Raw genomic sequence first — 15,908 nt, 5'->3', positions numbered from 1 at the left:
ATCTCAGAGCACCGCGCAGACCAGGCCCTCGGCCAGGTCGTGCCAGACCAGGTCGACCTCGCGGAACCCGGCCTCACGCAGCGCGGCCAGGTGGAACGCCCGGCTCGGCGACTCGTGCTCGCGCCGGTCCTTGAACACCTCGTCGTGCGCGGCCACCTCGGCCGCCAGCGACTCCTCCGCGCGCACCCGCTCCCACCAGGTCTTCCAGTCCAGTGCGCCCGCGGCGACGGCTGTGCGCTCCCGGTCCACGCCGATGTCGCGCACCGCGCGGGCGATCGTCCCGTGTGGACGGGTGGCCGGCAGGTAGTCACCGTTGAGGAAGACCCCGCCCGGCGCCATCAGGCCCCGGACCAGTTCGTAGAGCGCGCTGAGCTCGGCTCCGGTGAGCCAGTGCAGGGCGGTGGTGGACACCACGGCGTCGTACGTCGGATGCGGGAGCTGGCCGATCCAGGCCGGGTCGCGCAGATCGCCGTGGAGCCAGGTGGGCTGCCGCTCGGCCTCGGACTGGTGCAGCCGACCGAGCTCGAGGAGCAGCGGGTCGAGGTCGATCGAGACGACCTCGGCCTCGGGGAATCGCCGCAGCACCCGCTCGGTCGCCGAACCCGGCCCGCAGGCCAGGTCGACGACGCGCAGCGCGCCGTCGGTCCGCGGCGCGAGCCGGTCGATCACGTCGAGCATCAGCTCGAAGCGGACCTCGCGGTGCGCGATGTAGACCTCCTGCTGGCGCTCCCATTCGGCGACGAGCTGGTGCGCGAGGGTGACCCGGGGATCGGTCATGGTGTGGCGTCTCCGTTCGTGTCGGACGTGGCGTGCGAGAAGCGGGGTACGGCGGCCAGCAGCCGCCGCGTCTGTGCGTGCTGCGGGTCGCCGAGCACCCGCGGCGCCGGGCCGACCTCGACGATCCGGCCCTCGTGCATGACGGCGATCCGGTCGGCGAGCTGCGCCAGCACCGAGAGGTCGTGGGTGATGAACAGACAACCGGTGCCGAGGTCGTCGCGCAGGTCCATCAGCAAGTTGAGGATGCGGGCCTGCACCGACACGTCGAGGGCGGTCACCGGCTCGTCGCAGACGAGCAGTCGGGGACCGACAGCGAGCGCGCGGGCGATGGCGACGCGCTGGCACTGGCCGCCGCTGAGCTGGCGCGGCCGGCGGGTCGCGACGGCCTGGTCGAGGCCCACGAGATCCAGCAGCTCGCCGACCCGCGCCGTACGACGCCCGCGCGGCACCGCGCCCGAGACCGACAGCGCCTCGGAGATCGACGCCCGGACCGTTCGATGCGGGTCGAGCGAGCTGGACGGGTTCTGGAAGACCATCTGCGCGACACGGCGGTGAGCGCGCCGCTCGCGGCGGCCGAGGTCGGCGAGCGCGACGCCGTCGACGAGCACCCGTCCGCTGTCGGGACGCTGGAGCCCCACGACGGCGCGCGCCAGCGTCGACTTGCCACAGCCGGACTCCCCCACCAGGCCGACGATCTCGCCCGGCGCCACCTCCAGGCTCACGTCGTCGACCGCACGGTGCCGCTGCGCGCGGTCGCGGCGCCCGGCGTAGCTCAGCGACGCGTTCTCCACGCTCAGCACGGTGCCTCCTCTACGACGTGGTCCACTCCGGTGACGAACCGGGTGCCGGGGGTTCGCCCCAGCGCAGGGATGGCGGCGACGAGGTCTCGCGTGTAGGGGTGGCGAGGCCCGGCGAGGACGTCGGCGGTCGGGCCGGTCTCCACGACCCGGCCGTGCCTCATCACCACGACCCGGTCGGCGAGGTCGGCCACCACCGCGAGGTCGTGGCTCACCAGGACCAGGGCGAGGCCACGGTCGCGGCCGAGCTTCTGCAGCAGCGTCAGCACCTCGGCCTGGGTCGTGACGTCGAGGGCGGTGGTCGGCTCGTCGGCGATCAGCACCGCCGGGTCACCCGCGAGCGCGGCGGCGATCAGCACTCGCTGCCTCATGCCGCCGGAGAGCTCGTGCGGGTAGCGGTCCACCAGGCTCGCCGGCTCGGGCAGACCCACCGACCCCAGCAGCTCGACCACGCGCTCGCGGGCGTCGTCCTTCGAGAGACCGAGGGGCAGACCCTCGGCCACCTGGGAGCCGATCCGCCGCAGCGGGTTGAGGGCGGCGTACGGGTCCTGGAACACGATGCCGATCCCCGCGCCGCGCACCATTCGTAGCGTCTGCTCGTCGGCACCCACGAGCTCGGTGCCGCGGAACCTGGCGCTGCCCTCGACGAGCGCCTGCTCCCCCAGCAGTCCGAGCGGGGCCAGGCTGGAGACGGTCTTGCCGGAGCCGCTCTCGCCGACGACGGCAAGCACCTCGCCGGCCCGGACCTCGTAGTCGACTCCGTCGGCAGCGACGACCTCGCCTCCCGGCGTGTCGAAGCGCACCCGGAGTTCGCGGACCGCGAGCAGCGGCGCGTCCGCGTCCAGCTCCGCCGGGAGTACGACGCGCTCAGGCTGGCGCGGGGCCGACGGTCGGCGCATCCGCCACCGGCGCAGCTCGGGCGGGACCCCGACGTGCTCGCTGACCAGGTTGCCCGAGAGTGCCACGGCCGTGATCGCGAGGCCGGGCGGTAGCCACAGCCACCATGCGGTGCCGAGGTAGGGCCGCGACTCCACGAGCATCTGGCCCCACTCCGGGGTCGGAGGGGTGATCCCGAGGCCGAGGAAGCTCAGGCCCGCCGTGGCCAGGACAACCGCCCCGACATCGGTGCTGGCGAAGACGAGCGAGGGCCGGGCGGCGCTCGGTACGACGTGGACGAACAGGATCCGCAGCGGATGGGCGCCGAGTCCGACCAGCGCGTCCGACGCCGCAGAGCGCCGGTAGCCCAGCACCGCGCCACGCGCGATCCGGGCGTACGGCGCCCACGCCAGGACCGAGAGCGCGAAGATCAGGTTGGGCAGGCTGTTGCCCCGGATCCCGACGATGGCCAGGGCCAGCAGCAGCGACGGCACGCTGAGCGCAAGCTCGACCGCTGCCGTGACCACCCGGTCGACGACCCCGCCGACGTACGCGCCCACGGCACCGACGCTCACACCGACGGTGATGGCGATCGCCATCACAACCGCCGCCATGGCCATCGAGGTGCGGGCCGCGTGCACGATCCGGCTCAGCTGGTCGCGCCCGAGCTGGTCGGTGCCCAGCCAGTGGTCGGCGCTCGGGGGCTGCAGGCTGGCGGTGAGGTCGGTGGCGTTCGGCGACGCCGGCGCGAGCCACGGCGCCAGGGCGCCCACGAGCGCGATGAGCAGCAGCGGCAGGCCGAGCAGGAGTCCGCGCCTCACCGGATCCGCTCCTCTCGCAGCCGAGGATCGCCGACTGTCTGCACGACGTCGGCAGTGCGGGTGATCAGGATGAACCCGACGGCGAAGACCAGGACCCCGGCCAGGATCGCCCAGTTGTCGCGGAACTCGACGGAGGCGACGAACCACGCGCCCAGACCCGGCCAGGCGAAGACCGTCTCGACCACCACCGTTCCGGTCAGGACCATCCCGACCTGCAACGCGGTGACGTTGAGCGTCGCGGCCGCCGCGTTGGGCAGGGCGTCACGCCAGATCGTCGAGCGGACCGACGCACCCCGGGCCCGCGCCGCGGTGACGTAGGGCTGACGCAACGCCTCGGCGAGCGCGACCGCCACGACCCGGCTGATCGTGGCGGCAGCCGGCACGGCCAGCACCACCCACGGCATCACCCAGGAGGCCGGACCGGCCTGACCGGACGTCGGCAGCAGACCGAGCCGCTCCGAGAACACGACGATGAGCAGGAAGGCCATCCAGAACGCCGGGACCGACGCGCCCACCAGCGCGAGCAGGCGCAGGACCCCGGGCAGCGGGCCCCGCCGTACGGCGGCCGAGACGATCCCCGCCGCGAAGCCCACGACCACCGCGATGAGCGTGCTCCCGAGCGCAAGGAAGAGCGTGCGGGGCAACTTCTCCGCGATCTCCTCCGCGACGGGGCGCCCGGTCTTCTCGGAGCGGCCCAAGTCCCCGGAGACGGCGCGCGAGAGCCACACGCCGTACTGCGCGACGACGGAGTCGTCCAGCTTCAGCTCCTCGCGGATCCGGTCGACCTGCTCCTGCGTGGCGCCCGGACCGGCCTGGCGCACCGCGATCGACGACGCCGTGTTGCCGGGCGTCGCCCGCACCAACGCGAAGGTCGCGAACGTCACCACCAGCAGCACCGCGACCGCCGTGAGCACGTGGCGGGCCAGGGCACGCGCCCTGGCCCCGCCGACGCGATGGTGCTCAGCCAATCGTCACGCCCGTGAGGTCGAGGTGGTACTCGTGCGGCGGGATCTCGAAGCCATCGACCTCGGAGCGCACCGCGTAGTAGCGCGGCGGGTTGGTGATCGGCACGAACGCCGACGCCTCCTCCAGGTAGTCGTAGATCGCCTGGTACGCGGCGTCGAGATCGGCCGGCTCCCTGGCGGCCACCGCTGCCTCGACCAGACCGTCCAGCTCGGGCGTCGTCCAGGTCGGCGTCTCGGCGTCACTGGTGAGGAAGGACAGCACGGTGTTCGTCGGGTCGTACGGCGCGCCGTACGTCGTGGAGAACGCGAGATCGAAGTTGCCGGCGGCCTCCTCGTCGAAGTACGCCGCCCCGTCGACGACCCGCAACTCGACCCCGATGCCGACCTTCGCGAACGCGTCCTGCAGCGCTTGGCCGACGGTGCGCGAGTCCATCATCCCGTGCACCGGGTCGGAGACCAGGAGCAGCTCCAGCTCGAGCGGCTTGCCGTCCTTGCTGCGCGCCTTCCCGTCCAGTGCCCAGCCCGCGTCGTCGAGCACCTGAGCGGCCGCGTCGGGGTCGAAGGCGCGCTCGACCGGCGTGCCGCTGTGCGGCACGGTCGGCGGGAAGTAGCCGCGGGCGACGTTGTCCGTGCCGCCGTAGAGGACGTTGTTGATGGACTCGACGTCGGTCGCGAGCGACACCGCCTCGCGGACCGCCGGGTCGGCCAGCGGCCCCCGGGGGTTGAAGATCAGCGACATCGTGGTGTCGGCGTCGCCGGTGAGCAGCTCCAGGCTGGAGTCGCCCTCGACGGTCTGCGCCTCGACCGCGTTGATCGGGGCCAGGTACCCGCCGCCGATCAGGTCGACCTCACCGGAGCGCAGCGCCGACAGCCGGGTCTGGGAGTCCGGGATGACCTTCATCTCGACGTGCTCCAGCGACGGCTTCTCGCCCCAGTAGTCCTCGTTGCGCGCGAACGCACCGGTCGTGTCCGTCGACGACTCGTAGACCCAGGGGCCGGTCCCGACCGGCTCGGTGTAGTTCCCGCCCTCCGCCGACGTGGGGCTGACGAAGCGCACCGGCCGCACGATGGTGAGCTCCTGGATCAGCGGCGGGTACGCCTCCGAGAGCTTCAGCACCAGCGTGTGCTCGTCCGGCGTCTCGATCGAGGAGATCACCGTCGCGGCACCGAGGAAGGAGAACTTCTCCTGCCCCGCCCACTGCTCGATGTTGAACTTCGCCGCCTCGGCGTCGAAGGCGGTGCCGTCATGGAAGGTGACCCCCTGCCGCAGCGCGAACGTCACCATCCGTCCGTCCTCGGAGACCTCCCAGGACTCGGCGAGGGCGGGCTCGAGCTCGCCGCCCTCGCCGTACGCCACCAAGGGGTCGTAGACGAGGTCCATCGCGTGGAACTGACCCAGGAAGTCCCACGGGTTCAGGTCGCCCACCGGCTCGGCCACCGCCACCCGGATGGTGTCGCGACCGGCGTCGCCCGAGCCGCCGGAGGATTCTCCACCGCACCCGGCGAGGGCGGCGGAAAGCGCCAGCAGCAGGACGGAGCCAGCGGCCCACCCCCGCGTACGGCGTACGGATCGTGCTCGGGCAGCTCTCATGGGGTGCGGGTGTCCTCTCCACGGCGATGAACGCGACGCTGTCGCTGTTGCACATTATGCGCAATAAAAGCGGAGCCTAGGGCGTCGTCGATCCGACGCCCGACGCGCATGGCGAATCTGGGATGCCGATGAACAACTCACGGACGATCCAACCGGCCCTCTGCGCGAGCCGATAGCGACCAGGCTCGTTGTTGCAAACTCTTTGCAACAACGAGAGGGTGGCGACATGACCGACTACGTCCTCCCCGACCTCCCCTACGACTACTCCGCCCTGGAGCCCTACATCGCCGGCGAGATCATGGAGCTCCACCACGGCAAGCACCACGCGACGTACGTCAAGGGCATCAACACCACGGTCGAGCAGCTGGCCGAGATGCGGGACAAGGCGGAGTACGCCCCGCTCAACGCCTACGAGAAGAACCTCGCGTTCCACCTGGGCGGGCACGTCAACCACTCAGTGTTCTGGCCCAACATGTCCCCCGACGGCGGCGACAAGCCGACGGGCGAGCTCGCCCAGGTCCTGGACGAGTACTTCGGCGGCTTCGACCGGTTCCGCGCCCACTTCGAGGCGAACGCCCTGAGCGTGCAGGGTTCCGGGTGGTCGGTGCTCACCTGGGACGTGGTCGCCCAGCGACCATTCATCATCCAGCACTTCGACCACCAGGGGAACGTGCCGATCTGCATGGTCCCGCTGCTGATGCTGGACATGTGGGAGCACGCCTACTACCTGCAGTACAAGAACGACAAGGCCACCTTCGTCAAGCAGTGGTGGAACATCGTGAACTGGGCCGACGTGCAGCAGCGCTTCGACCGGGCCCGCACCCAGACACCCGGGCTGATCCTGTGACCGCGGACCCCGACGACCGGCGCGCCGAGCTCGCGCCGGTCGTCTCGGCCGCGCAACGCGTCGCCGGCATCGTCGCAGCGCGCGGACGCGGCGACGCGGCGGGCGCCCGGGAGCTCATGCGCACCTTCGAGAGCGAGAGCGAGCTCGCCGGCGGCGCCCTGCTGGTGGCCGAGCTCAGCCTCGGGCTGCTGCACCGCCAGACCGGCGAGCCCCTCGAGGACTGCGTGCGCGACCTGTGCGTGGAGATGGAGACCGCCCTCAGCTGAGCGGACGCCCGACAGTCGGCACGGGAACCCGGCATCCACCTCACGCCCGTCAACGGGTGTCCTGATCTACGCCTCCAAACCCTCGGGGCAGGCACGGCTCACGGGAACCCGACCGGGCCTGCCAAGAGGCGAACATTCTTGGGCGAGAGCCCTCCGCTAAGTCATATCTTGATTTGCGACGAAGGCGGAGACTCGGTCGCGGGGATCAGTGCAGCAGACCCGGTCGCTGACGTCCGTCGTCAGTTGGCACATCAGCCCCCAGCGCGAAGCAGACGGCTCGAACGTGGGACGCGTAGGCCGACTGTGGGCAGAATCCGCTACTCGTCTGGGTCGTCATTGAGAAATCCCGCTCAGCGTCTCGGGCGGCGACGCGGTTAGTTGCGATGCAGGTGTCCCGATCGCCTAACCGAACGAAGTTGGTGGGCGCCGGCATCTGCAGCCACGAGCTGACGTTCCGGACGATGCCGTCGATCTCCGCGTCTCCGACGATGCGGACAGGTGGCGAAGACAGCGTGCCTGGGTGGGGTGTGAGCTGGCGCCATGCGTCCGCTGCCAGCGCAATGGTCGGCACTCCCGGTCCGCTGTCGGTGCGGACGACGTTGCCTTCGAAGCGAAGCACACGGCACCTAGGCGTTGAAGGTCGCGCATCCGACACGTATCCGACACGGCATAAAATGACGAACAGGCCCCGACCTGCGTTTCCGCTGGTCAGGGCCTGTTTGCGCTAGGTGGGCGATACTGGGTTCGAACCAGTGACCTCTTCGGTGTGAACGAAGCGCGCTACCACTGCGCCAATCGCCCGCGTGGTGCGGCCGAAACTGTAGCCCATGGCGCGCCCGGCCTCCCAACCGGGGCGCGACCCAGGTCACGCGAACCGAACGGCCGTTCGCGGCGTCGTACCAGCATGACCGCCTCCACCTCCGTGACTCAGGCCGTCCTGCTGCGCTGCCGGACCCCCTCGGGGCGCCGTACGACGCTGACGGCGACGCTGGCCTTCGCCGACCTGGACCCGTACGCCGTCCGGGTCGTGTTCCACGGACCGCAGGACGAGGTCACGTGGCTGGTCGACCGGGAGCTGCTGATCGCCGGGTTGGAGTCGTCCGTCGGGGAGGGTGACATCCGGATCCGGCCGCGACGCGGGGGCGAGGCGGTCGAGATCCGGTTCCGCTCCCCCGACGGCAGCCTGACCACGACGCTGCCCCGGGCCGATCTCGGCGTCTTCCTGGCCCGGACCCTCGACGTCGTCGCCCTCGGTGACGAGCAGGTGGACGCCGACGAGCTGCTGGCCGCGCTGCTGGCGTCAGGGACCGAGTAGCTCCGGCTCCCGCCGCCGCCAGGTCGCGGCCACCTCACGGGTGACGGGTCCCGGCGCCGCGAGCGTCCGGTCGTCCCAGCGGCTCACCCCCTGGACGTCACGGGTGGTGCTGACCAGGAAGACCTCGTCGGCCCGCCCCCGGACCTCCGCGAGCGGCTCGTCGAGCTCGCGACCGCCGTACCACTGCAGGACCAGGGCGCGGGTGACCCCCGGCAGGCAGCCACTCGCCAGGCTGGGGGTGAGCAGCTCGCCGTCGACGACGTAGAAGACGTTGGTGGTGGTGCCCTCACAGAGCCGGCCGGCCTGGGTCGCGAACACCGCCTCCCCCGCCCCTTCGGCCCGGGCGAGCGCGAGGACGTTCTCGGCGTACGCCGTCGCCTTCAGGCCGGCGACCGCCGCTCGCTCGTTGCGCGGCCACGGCGCGGTGGCGATGGTCGTCGTGTCCGGGTGGGGCGTCATCGCCGACGCCGTCACCGTGACGACCCCGGGGCCGGTGCAGGTGATGCGGAGCCGGCCGAGCGGCAGGTGATCCGCGGCCAGCGCGACGGCCACGCGGCGTCGTACGTCGTCCTGGTCGAGCGGCGGCAGCCCGACGGCGGCCGCGCCGTGCGCGAGACGGGCAAGGTGCAGGTCGAGGGCGAACGGCCGCCCGTCGACGACCTTGACCGCCTCGAAGACCCCGTCGCCCGCCGCGACCCGCGCTCCCACACCCGTCACTCTAGGAGGGCGCGCACCGCCGAAAGCGCGGCGTGACGCGGCCCCGCGCCACGCCGGGACCCGGATTTGGCACGCCCTTGGCCGTGGGTTAATGTTCTCACGCACTCAGGGCCACGGCCCAGGGAGCAGGCGGACATAGCTCAGTTGGTAGAGCGCAACCTTGCCAAGGTTGAGGTCGCGAGTTCGAGTCTCGTTGTCCGCTCGGAGAGGTCTCTCTCTTGGTTTGACCTCCTACTGGTGGAGTGGCCGAGAGGCGAGGCAACGGACTGCAAATCCGTCTACACGGGTTCAAATCCCGTCTCCACCTCGGGCGATTGGCGCAGTGGTAGCGCGCTTCCTTGACACGGAAGAGGTCACTGGTTCAAACCCAGTATCGCCCACCAGCAGGTCAAGCCCCGTTTCCCGGCTCTCGGGAGGCGGGGCTTCGTCGTTCACACGGAACCCGACTTCGTGGCTAGCGGGTTCCGGCCGCCTCACCCGCCAGTGGCGACAGGATCGCGCGTACGTCGTCGAGCCGCGGTCGCGCCGCGGGGTCCTGGCTCAGGCAGGTGCGCAGCAGCTCGTCGAGCTCGCGCGGGACGCTCGTCAGCGGACGGGGCGGTCGCGGTGCACGTCGGTGCACCACCGGGATCCGGCGCCTCGAGTCCCAGGTGGCCTCGTCGCCGTACGGCATCTCCCCCGTCAGCGCCTCGACGAGGGTGACTCCGAGGCCCCAGATGTCGGTCGCCGACGAGAGACCCTCGCCGCGGGCCTGCTCCGGCGCCAGGTAGCCGCGCGTTCCGGCGCCCGGACGCCCGGAGCCCGGAGTGTCGACCAGGGACAGGTCGATGAGGGTCGTCCGACCCTCCTCGACCACCACGTTCGCGGGTTTCACGTCCAGGTGCAGCCAGCCCTCGCGGTGCAGGTAGCCCAGCACCGAGGACAGCTGGAGGCCGAGGAGTGCGACGTCGCCGGCGCCCAGCGGGCCGTCGTCGACCAGCGCGGCCAGGGTGGCGCCGGTCAGCGTCTCCAGGACCATCGCCGGCGCGGGGTGGTCGTGCACCTCGTAGCCGCGCACCAGGTGCGGGTGGGTCAGGTCGCGCAGCAGCCGTCCTTCCAGGAGTACCGCGTCGCGGACCCGGGGATCGTCGCGCCGGTCCTCACGCAGGATCTTGACCACGCACCGGCACTGCCGATGCTCGGACCACACGTCGTAGGTGTCCACCCGCCTGCCGTGCGCGAGGAGCGCGACCACCCGGTAGCCAGGCAGGACCTCCTCGCCGGCGGCGAGCGTGCCTGTCCCGAGCGCGTCCTCGTCACGTCGTCGCAGCTTCACCGGTGCACCTCCAGGTCGGGTTCGACGTGTCTCCCGCGCTCGATCCGCACGGTGCGGTCGGCGAAGGCCTCGGCCACGGGATCGTGGGTGATCAGCAGGACCGCGCGCCCGCGGGCGGCCTCGCGCAGCGGGCGCAGGACCCGACGCGCGCTCTCCGGGTCCAACCCGGTGGTCGGCTCGTCGAGGATCAGCACCGGGGTGTCGCGCAGCAGCGCCCGAGCGAGTGCGAGCCGTTGGCGCTGGCCTCCGGAGAGACTGCGACCGCGCTGGCCGACCCGGGTGTCGTACCCCTGCGGGAGCGCGCGGACGAACTCGTCGGCGTCGGCGGCCCGCGCGGCGGCCTCGACCTCCGCCCGGGTGGCGCCGGGCCGGGCGAAGGCGATGTTGTCGGCGACGCTGGCGTCCAGCAGCATCGTCTCCTGCAGGACGATGGTGACCGCCTCGCGCAGCGAGCGCACCTGGTAGTCCGTGGCCGGACGGCCGTCGACGAGCACGCGGCCCTCGTCGGGGTCGAGGTGGCGGGTCAGCAGGCGCACGACCGTGGACTTCCCGGCCCCGGACGGTCCGGTCAGCGCCACGATCTCGCCGGGGCGGATCTCGAGGTCGAGTCGGTCCAGGGCGGTTCCGGGCGCACCGGGGTAGCGGACCGTCACGCCGACGAGACGCACGTGCCCACGGGGGTCCACCAACGCGACGGCGTCCGGCCGGTCCCGCGGCGGCTCCTCGTCGAGCAGCTCGACCACCCGCTCGACACCGGCGGTGGCGGCGTACATCGACGGCAGCAGGTCGGCGAGGTCTCGGACGGGCCGGTAGCACTGGGCGAGCAGGGTGAGGAACGCCAGGAGGCCGCCGAGCGTGAGCCGGTCGGTCTGCAAGGCCCACACCCCCATCCCGACCACGATCAGGGTGCCGAGCAGTTCGGTCAGGTCGACCAGCGGCAGGAAGAGCGCCCGGACCCGGGAGCCGGCCAGCTCCGCCTCGAAGATCGCCCGGTTCTGCCGGGTGTACGCCGCCGCGGCCTCGTCCTCGCGGTGGTAGGCCTGCACCAGCGCGCCGTTGGCGAGATGCTCCTCGGTGACCGCCGAGAGGGAGCCGGAGCGGCGACGGCGCTCGCGTGAGAGGCGTCGTACGAACGAGGCGAACCGCGTCGAGATCCACCAGAACAGCGGGATCACCACGAAGGACGCCAGCGCCAGCTCCCACTGCAGCACCAGCAGTGCACCGGCGAAGAGGAGCAGCCGCACCACCGCGTCGATGCCGCCGGCGAGATGACCCACCATGAAGGTCTCGACGGCGGCGACGTCGGAGGTCAACCGCGACATCACGTCGCCGAGCCGTCGGCGTTCGTGCACGTGCAGCGGCAGTGAGAGCACGTGGCGGAACAGGTCGGTTCGCAGGTCGAGCAGGAACTTCTGGGAGATCCAGGTGGTCAGGTAGTCGTCGAGCCCCGAGACCACGGCGCTGACCAGGTTGAGTCCCACGAAGACGAGCGAGAGCCAGATCAGCGGGCGCCACTCGGCGGGAACCAGGGCGTCGTCGACCAGTCGCTGGAAGAGCCAGATCTCGGCGATCTCGATCGCCGGGGCGGCAGCCAGCATCAGCAGCGCGAGCAGCAGCCACCAGCGCATCGGCCGCAGGCGCGGCAGGAAGCGCCGGAGCACCTGGCCCAGGGTCATTCCCGGCGCGTCGTCGACCAGCGGGGCGTCGTCGGCCTGCGGTCGCAGCGAGGCGCTCACGCGGGACCAGGCGGGCACTGGTGCCTCCTCGGGTGGGTTCAGGTGGGCTCAAGTGGGTCGGGCGGACGGGTGAGCCGTGTCCGGGCACGCGGCCCGGACACGGCTCGTGGGGTACGTCAGTTGGTGCGCGAGTTGCTGCGGCTGCGGCTGCGGCGACGCAGCCGACGCCGACGACGGATCCGGCGGCGGCGACGACGGCGGTCGTCGCTGTCGTCGGACCTGGAACCGGCAGCACGAGCCATCCGTGCTGGAGCGAGCGCCTTGATCACACCGGAGCGGGCCATGGCTTCTCCTTCTGTTCGTTCGTGGCCCCGAGGGCCCTGACGAGGAAGACGTTCCAGGCCGGCGATGATCGGGACGTGAGACCCGAATGAGACGGCTCTTATCGAACGCGCGCGGAGCGAGGGTGCTCGCAGCCAGGTGCGGGAACCAGCGCGAGGATGGACGCTGGGCACATGACGAGCGCGGACTTCGATGAGTTGATGGAGACGGTCGTACGGGGCTTCGAGATCGGTGGCGTGCTGATCCTCGCGGTGGGCTCGGTCGCCGCCTTCGTCGTCGCGGCCCTGTCCTACCGGCACGTCGGATGGATGGGGGCCTACGAGCAGGCGCGGCGCAACGTCGGCCGGGCCATCCTGCTCGGCCTGGAGTTCCTGATCATCGCGGACATCGTCATGACGATCACGGTGGATCCGACCCTGGAGAGCGCGGCGGCCCTCGGCCTGATCGTGCTGGTGCGGACGTTCCTCAGCTTCTCGCTGGAGATCGAGCTGGAGGGCTCGTTGCCCTGGCGTCGTGGTTCACCGGCGCCGCCGGAGCGGTAGGTCCACGACGTACCACTCCTGGGCTTGTGGACCGCGCACCGGAATCATAGTATTCATATTCAACGTTATGCCGCGCTGGTCCACCACCCGCGCCGTGCCGCACCACGGAGAGGAACCTCTCATGGCCCAGCCCCTGTCCGGAGTTCGCGTCGTCGAGCTCGGATCGATGTACGCCGCCCCCACCGCCGGTCGCATGCTGCGCGACTTCGGGGCGGAGGTCATCAAGATCGAGGACCCCAACGGCGGTGACTTCGCCCGCCAGTGGCAGCCGCAGCACGAGGGCCTCTCCATCGGCTTCTCCCGGCTGAACTCCGGTAAGCGGTCGGTGGCGCTGGACATGCGCGACGAGGGCGGCCGCGAGGTGGCTCGCCGGCTGATCGGCACGGCCGACGTCCTCATCGAGAACTTCCGCCCCGGGCGGATGGAGGCGTGGGGCATGGGCTGGGCGGACCTGTCGAAGACCCAGCCCGGCCTGGTGATGGCGCGGGTCAGCGGCTTCGGCCAGAGCGGCCCGTACAGCGGCCGCCCCGGCTTCGGCACCGTCGCCGAGACCGCGAGCGGGTACGCCTTCCTCAACGGCTGGCCCGACACGCCGCCCACCGCTCCCCCGTTCGGCTTCGCCGACTCCATCGCCGGGATCTCGGCCGCCTTCGGCACCGCGATGGCGCTCTTCCGCCGGGAGCGGACCGGCATCGGCGCCGAGGTCGACATCGCGCTGTACGAGCCGCTGATGTTCATCCTCGGTGACGCGGTCCTCAACTACACCGCCACCGGCACGATCATGCAGCGCCACGGCAACGCCTCCGGCGCGGCCAGCCCGCGCGGGATCTACGAGGCCGCCGACGGCGGCTGGCTCTCGATCGCCGCCAGCAACCAGCGCATCGCGCTGCGGCTCTTCGACGCCATGGGCCGCTCCGAGCTCGCCCAGGACGCGCGCTTCGCCACCAACGAGGCGCGGATGGCCAACAACGACGCGATGCAGGCCATCGTCATCGACTGGGTCAAGCAGCGCCCGCGCGACGAGACGCTCGCCATCCTCGACACCTTCGAGGTGGTGGCGGCGGCGGTCAACGACTCCTCGGACGTCGTGGCCGACCCGCACTTCTCCGAGCGCACCCTGATGGACCTCGCGAACACGGTCCTCGGCCCCGCGCTGGTGCCCGGCCCGATCCTGCACATGGACGAGTGCGAGCGCCCGACGTACGACGGCGTGCCGACCGTCGGCGAGCACACCCGTGAGGTCCTGACCGAGCTCGGGCTGGACGCCGGCGCCGTCGACTCGCTCGCCGGCGCGGTGGCCTGAGTCGGGTACGCCGAGCGGCCCCGCGACCGCTATCTACCGCGGATGTGCGCGTTGCACCTGCCCGAGCGGCAGCCAATCATTACCATCAACCTGCCCATCGATCCACAGCCATGACAGGGACCCAGGCCCATGCCTCCTCCTCGGAACCGCCCTCAGAAGACCGCGGTGATCGTCGCCCAGCGGATCGTCGACGACATCTTCAAGCAGGGAAAGACCATCGGTGATCGGCTGCCCCCTGAGCGGCTGATGCTGGAGGAGTACGACGTGGGCCGCGGCACGCTGCGCGAGTCCCTGCGGTTCCTGGAGCTCCAGGGCGTCATCTCCCTCAAGCCCGGACCCGGCGGCGGCCCGGTCGTCGAGCAGCCCGACGCCACCAGCCTGGCGACGGCGCTCACGCTGCTCCTGCAGTTCGGCAACGCCCCGTTCCGCACGATCGCCGAGGCCCGGGTCGGACTCGAGCCGCTGATGGCCGAGCTGGCGGCGCAGCGGATGTCCGACGACGCCCTGACCGAGCTCCGCAACAGCGTCGACCGGATGAGCGACAACCTGCGGGACCAGGGCATCTTCCTGGAGGAGAACAAGCGCTTCCACGAGATCATCGCCCACGGCTCCGGCAACGCCCTGTTCGGGCACCTGGTCGACGCCCTGCTGGACATCCTCGACGGCTCCGCGATCGGCATCGACTACCCGGAGAACCGCCGGGCGGCCGTGCACAAGGCGCACCTGACGATCGCCGAGGCGATCACCTCGCACGACCCGGCCGCCTCGGCCGCCGCGATGACCGACCACATCGACCAGTACGTCCGCTACGCCGAGCGGAAGTTCCCCGAGGTGCTGAACGAGCCCATCTCGTGGAGCCACCTGTTCTGATCCGCGACCTGCACCAACGGCGAGAGGGCCGTCGACCACGTTCGGTCGACGGCCCTCTCGCTGTTCGTGGAGCGTACGGCGCCTAACGGCTCCAGCTGGACTCGATGCCCAGCAACCGCGCGAGGGTCCCGCCGAGCACCGCCTTGGTCTCGTCGTCGCTCAGGCCGAGGGCCTGGATCGCGGCGATCTCGTCCGCGGGCGAGGTCATCGGCCAGTCCGAGCCGAAGACGATCCGCTCCGCACCGTGCTTGCGGATCAGCTCGCGCACCCGCTCGGGCGCCAGGGTCGTCAGGGACGGCGGCCACGAGGTCTCGAGGACGACGTCGGCGCCGCTGAGCATCTCCTCGGCGTCGTCGAGGATCTTGTAGCCGCCGAAGTGACACGCCATCAGCCGCAGCTTCGGGAACGTCCGGACGATGTTCTGGATCATCCGCGGGCTGGACAGGGAGTTCTGGTGCGCGTCTCCCCCGGCCCCGACGTGGGTGATCACGGCGATCTCGTCACCGAAGGCCTCGAAGATCTCCCACAGGCGCGGGTCGTCGAGCGCGTAGTTCTGGAACAGCGGGTGGATCTTCACCCCGCGCAGGCCGTGGCGACGCAGGCTCTCGAGGTTCTCCTCGACGCTGAGCTCGACGTGCACCGTGCCGAAGCCGACGTGCCGCTCGTCCTCGAGCCCGGAGATGAACCGGTTGACCCCGTCCACGTGCCGGGCCTCGTTGGCGATCCCGAGACAGCACGAGACCGCGACGTCGGCTCGGTCCATCGCCGAGTCGAGCCCGGAGACCGTGCCGTTCCCCCGTGCTTCGAGGCCGGGGAGCGCGTTGCCGCCGAGGGCGACCTCGGCGATCTTGTCGGGCCAGACGTGGGTGTGCGCGTCGATGATCATCT

General features: G+C 71.2%; 15 protein-coding genes and 4 tRNA genes. 9 read left to right on the top strand and 10 right to left on the bottom strand.

Annotated features, from left to right (window positions below; all coding sequences use genetic code 11):
• Positions 1–3 precede the first annotated feature (3 nt).
• From VMF51_RS24510 to VMF51_RS24490, 5 genes are read right to left on the bottom strand one after another with little or no spacing between them, the layout of a single operon-like run.
• Positions 4–777, bottom strand: a complete 774-nt coding sequence (locus tag VMF51_RS24510; RefSeq protein ID WP_325477109.1) for a class I SAM-dependent methyltransferase — start codon at positions 775–777, stop codon at positions 4–6.
• A complete protein-coding gene (locus VMF51_RS24505; RefSeq protein WP_325477108.1) occupies positions 774–1,577 on the bottom strand; it encodes an ABC transporter ATP-binding protein in 804 nt (267 codons plus the stop codon). The genes VMF51_RS24510 and VMF51_RS24505 overlap by 4 nt, the downstream gene beginning before the upstream one ends.
• Positions 1,571–3,271, bottom strand: coding sequence for a dipeptide/oligopeptide/nickel ABC transporter permease/ATP-binding protein (locus VMF51_RS24500; protein ID WP_325477107.1), 1,701 nt, complete (start codon positions 3,269–3,271; stop codon positions 1,571–1,573). The genes VMF51_RS24505 and VMF51_RS24500 overlap by 7 nt, the downstream gene beginning before the upstream one ends.
• Complete coding sequence (locus VMF51_RS24495; RefSeq protein ID WP_325477106.1) at positions 3,268–4,239, bottom strand: ABC transporter permease; 972 nt, start codon at positions 4,237–4,239, stop codon at positions 3,268–3,270. Before VMF51_RS24495 ends, VMF51_RS24500 begins: the two co-directional genes overlap by 4 nt.
• Complete coding sequence (locus VMF51_RS24490; RefSeq protein ID WP_325477105.1) at positions 4,232–5,827, bottom strand: ABC transporter substrate-binding protein; 1,596 nt, start codon at positions 5,825–5,827, stop codon at positions 4,232–4,234. The genes VMF51_RS24495 and VMF51_RS24490 overlap by 8 nt, the downstream gene beginning before the upstream one ends.
• Before the next feature lie 226 nt (positions 5,828–6,053).
• Between VMF51_RS24490 and VMF51_RS24485 the strand changes: the two genes are divergently transcribed.
• Positions 6,054–6,674 (top strand): superoxide dismutase, encoded by a 621-nt coding sequence (locus tag VMF51_RS24485; RefSeq protein ID WP_325477104.1) that lies wholly within the window; start codon positions 6,054–6,056, stop codon positions 6,672–6,674.
• Complete coding sequence (locus tag VMF51_RS24480) at positions 6,671–6,940, top strand: hypothetical protein (RefSeq protein WP_325477103.1); 270 nt, start codon at positions 6,671–6,673, stop codon at positions 6,938–6,940. Before VMF51_RS24485 ends, VMF51_RS24480 begins: the two co-directional genes overlap by 4 nt.
• Positions 6,941–7,669: 729 nt before the next feature.
• On the opposite strand, the gene VMF51_RS24475 is transcribed toward VMF51_RS24480, so the two are convergent.
• Positions 7,670–7,741: transfer RNA gene (locus tag VMF51_RS24475), tRNA-Val, on the bottom strand.
• 103 nt (positions 7,742–7,844) lie between these two features.
• Between VMF51_RS24475 and VMF51_RS24470 the strand changes: the two genes are divergently transcribed.
• Positions 7,845–8,255 (top strand): SsgA family sporulation/cell division regulator, encoded by a 411-nt coding sequence (locus tag VMF51_RS24470; RefSeq protein WP_325477102.1) that lies wholly within the window; start codon positions 7,845–7,847, stop codon positions 8,253–8,255.
• Here VMF51_RS24470 and VMF51_RS24465 read toward each other — a convergent pair.
• On the bottom strand, positions 8,241–8,963 hold the full coding sequence (locus VMF51_RS24465; RefSeq protein WP_325477101.1) for an aminotransferase class IV: 723 nt from the start codon (positions 8,961–8,963) through the stop codon (positions 8,241–8,243). The two genes, VMF51_RS24470 and VMF51_RS24465, sit on opposite strands and share 15 nt — an antisense overlap.
• Positions 8,964–9,101: 138 nt before the next feature.
• On the opposite strand from VMF51_RS24465, the gene VMF51_RS24460 reads away from it, so the two are divergent.
• The 3 genes from VMF51_RS24460 (at position 9,102) to VMF51_RS24450 (ending at position 9,355) form a co-directional block, all read left to right on the top strand.
• Positions 9,102–9,174: transfer RNA gene (locus tag VMF51_RS24460), tRNA-Gly, on the top strand.
• Between the two features lie 34 nt (positions 9,175–9,208).
• Positions 9,209–9,279, top strand: a tRNA-Cys gene (locus VMF51_RS24455).
• Position 9,280: 1 nt separating this feature from the next.
• Positions 9,281–9,355: transfer RNA gene (locus VMF51_RS24450), tRNA-Val, on the top strand.
• A gap of 71 nt (positions 9,356–9,426) precedes the next feature.
• Here the strand turns inward: VMF51_RS24450 and VMF51_RS24445 are convergent.
• Together VMF51_RS24445 and VMF51_RS24440 are read right to left on the bottom strand one after the other, a co-directional pair.
• Positions 9,427–10,287 carry a serine/threonine-protein kinase gene (locus VMF51_RS24445; RefSeq protein WP_325477100.1) on the bottom strand — a complete coding sequence of 287 codons (861 nt, stop codon included), beginning with the start codon at positions 10,285–10,287 and terminating at the stop codon, positions 9,427–9,429.
• Positions 10,284–12,041, bottom strand: coding sequence for an ABC transporter ATP-binding protein (locus VMF51_RS24440; RefSeq protein WP_325477099.1), 1,758 nt, complete (start codon positions 12,039–12,041; stop codon positions 10,284–10,286). Before VMF51_RS24440 ends, VMF51_RS24445 begins: the two co-directional genes overlap by 4 nt.
• 437 nt (positions 12,042–12,478) lie before the next feature.
• On the opposite strand from VMF51_RS24440, the gene VMF51_RS24435 reads away from it, so the two are divergent.
• The 3 genes from VMF51_RS24435 to VMF51_RS24425 all read left to right on the top strand — a co-directional run bounded on the left by VMF51_RS24435 (position 12,479) and on the right by VMF51_RS24425 (position 15,020).
• On the top strand, positions 12,479–12,847 hold the full coding sequence (locus VMF51_RS24435; protein ID WP_325477098.1) for a DUF1622 domain-containing protein: 369 nt from the start codon (positions 12,479–12,481) through the stop codon (positions 12,845–12,847).
• Between the two features lie 121 nt (positions 12,848–12,968).
• The gene (locus tag VMF51_RS24430) at positions 12,969–14,150 is read left to right on the top strand and encodes a CoA transferase (RefSeq protein WP_325477097.1); all 1,182 of its coding nucleotides are present in this window, start codon (positions 12,969–12,971) and stop codon (positions 14,148–14,150) included.
• A gap of 165 nt (positions 14,151–14,315) precedes the next feature.
• Positions 14,316–15,020 (top strand): FadR/GntR family transcriptional regulator, encoded by a 705-nt coding sequence (locus tag VMF51_RS24425; protein WP_325477096.1) that lies wholly within the window; start codon positions 14,316–14,318, stop codon positions 15,018–15,020.
• A gap of 82 nt (positions 15,021–15,102) precedes the next feature.
• Here VMF51_RS24425 and VMF51_RS24420 read toward each other — a convergent pair whose 3' ends face one another.
• Positions 15,103–15,906: an amidohydrolase family protein gene (locus tag VMF51_RS24420; RefSeq protein ID WP_325477095.1), complete on the bottom strand. Its 804-nt coding sequence runs from the start codon at positions 15,904–15,906 to the stop codon at positions 15,103–15,105.
• Positions 15,907–15,908: the final 2 nt, after the last annotated feature.

Origin of the sequence: Nocardioides sp. (genome assembly GCF_035503875.1) — a bacterium.
Taxonomy (GTDB): domain Bacteria; phylum Actinomycetota; class Actinomycetes; order Propionibacteriales; family Nocardioidaceae; genus Nocardioides.
The sequence above is the reverse complement of the archived record's forward strand: the minus strand, read 5'-3'. Positions and strand labels throughout refer to the sequence as shown.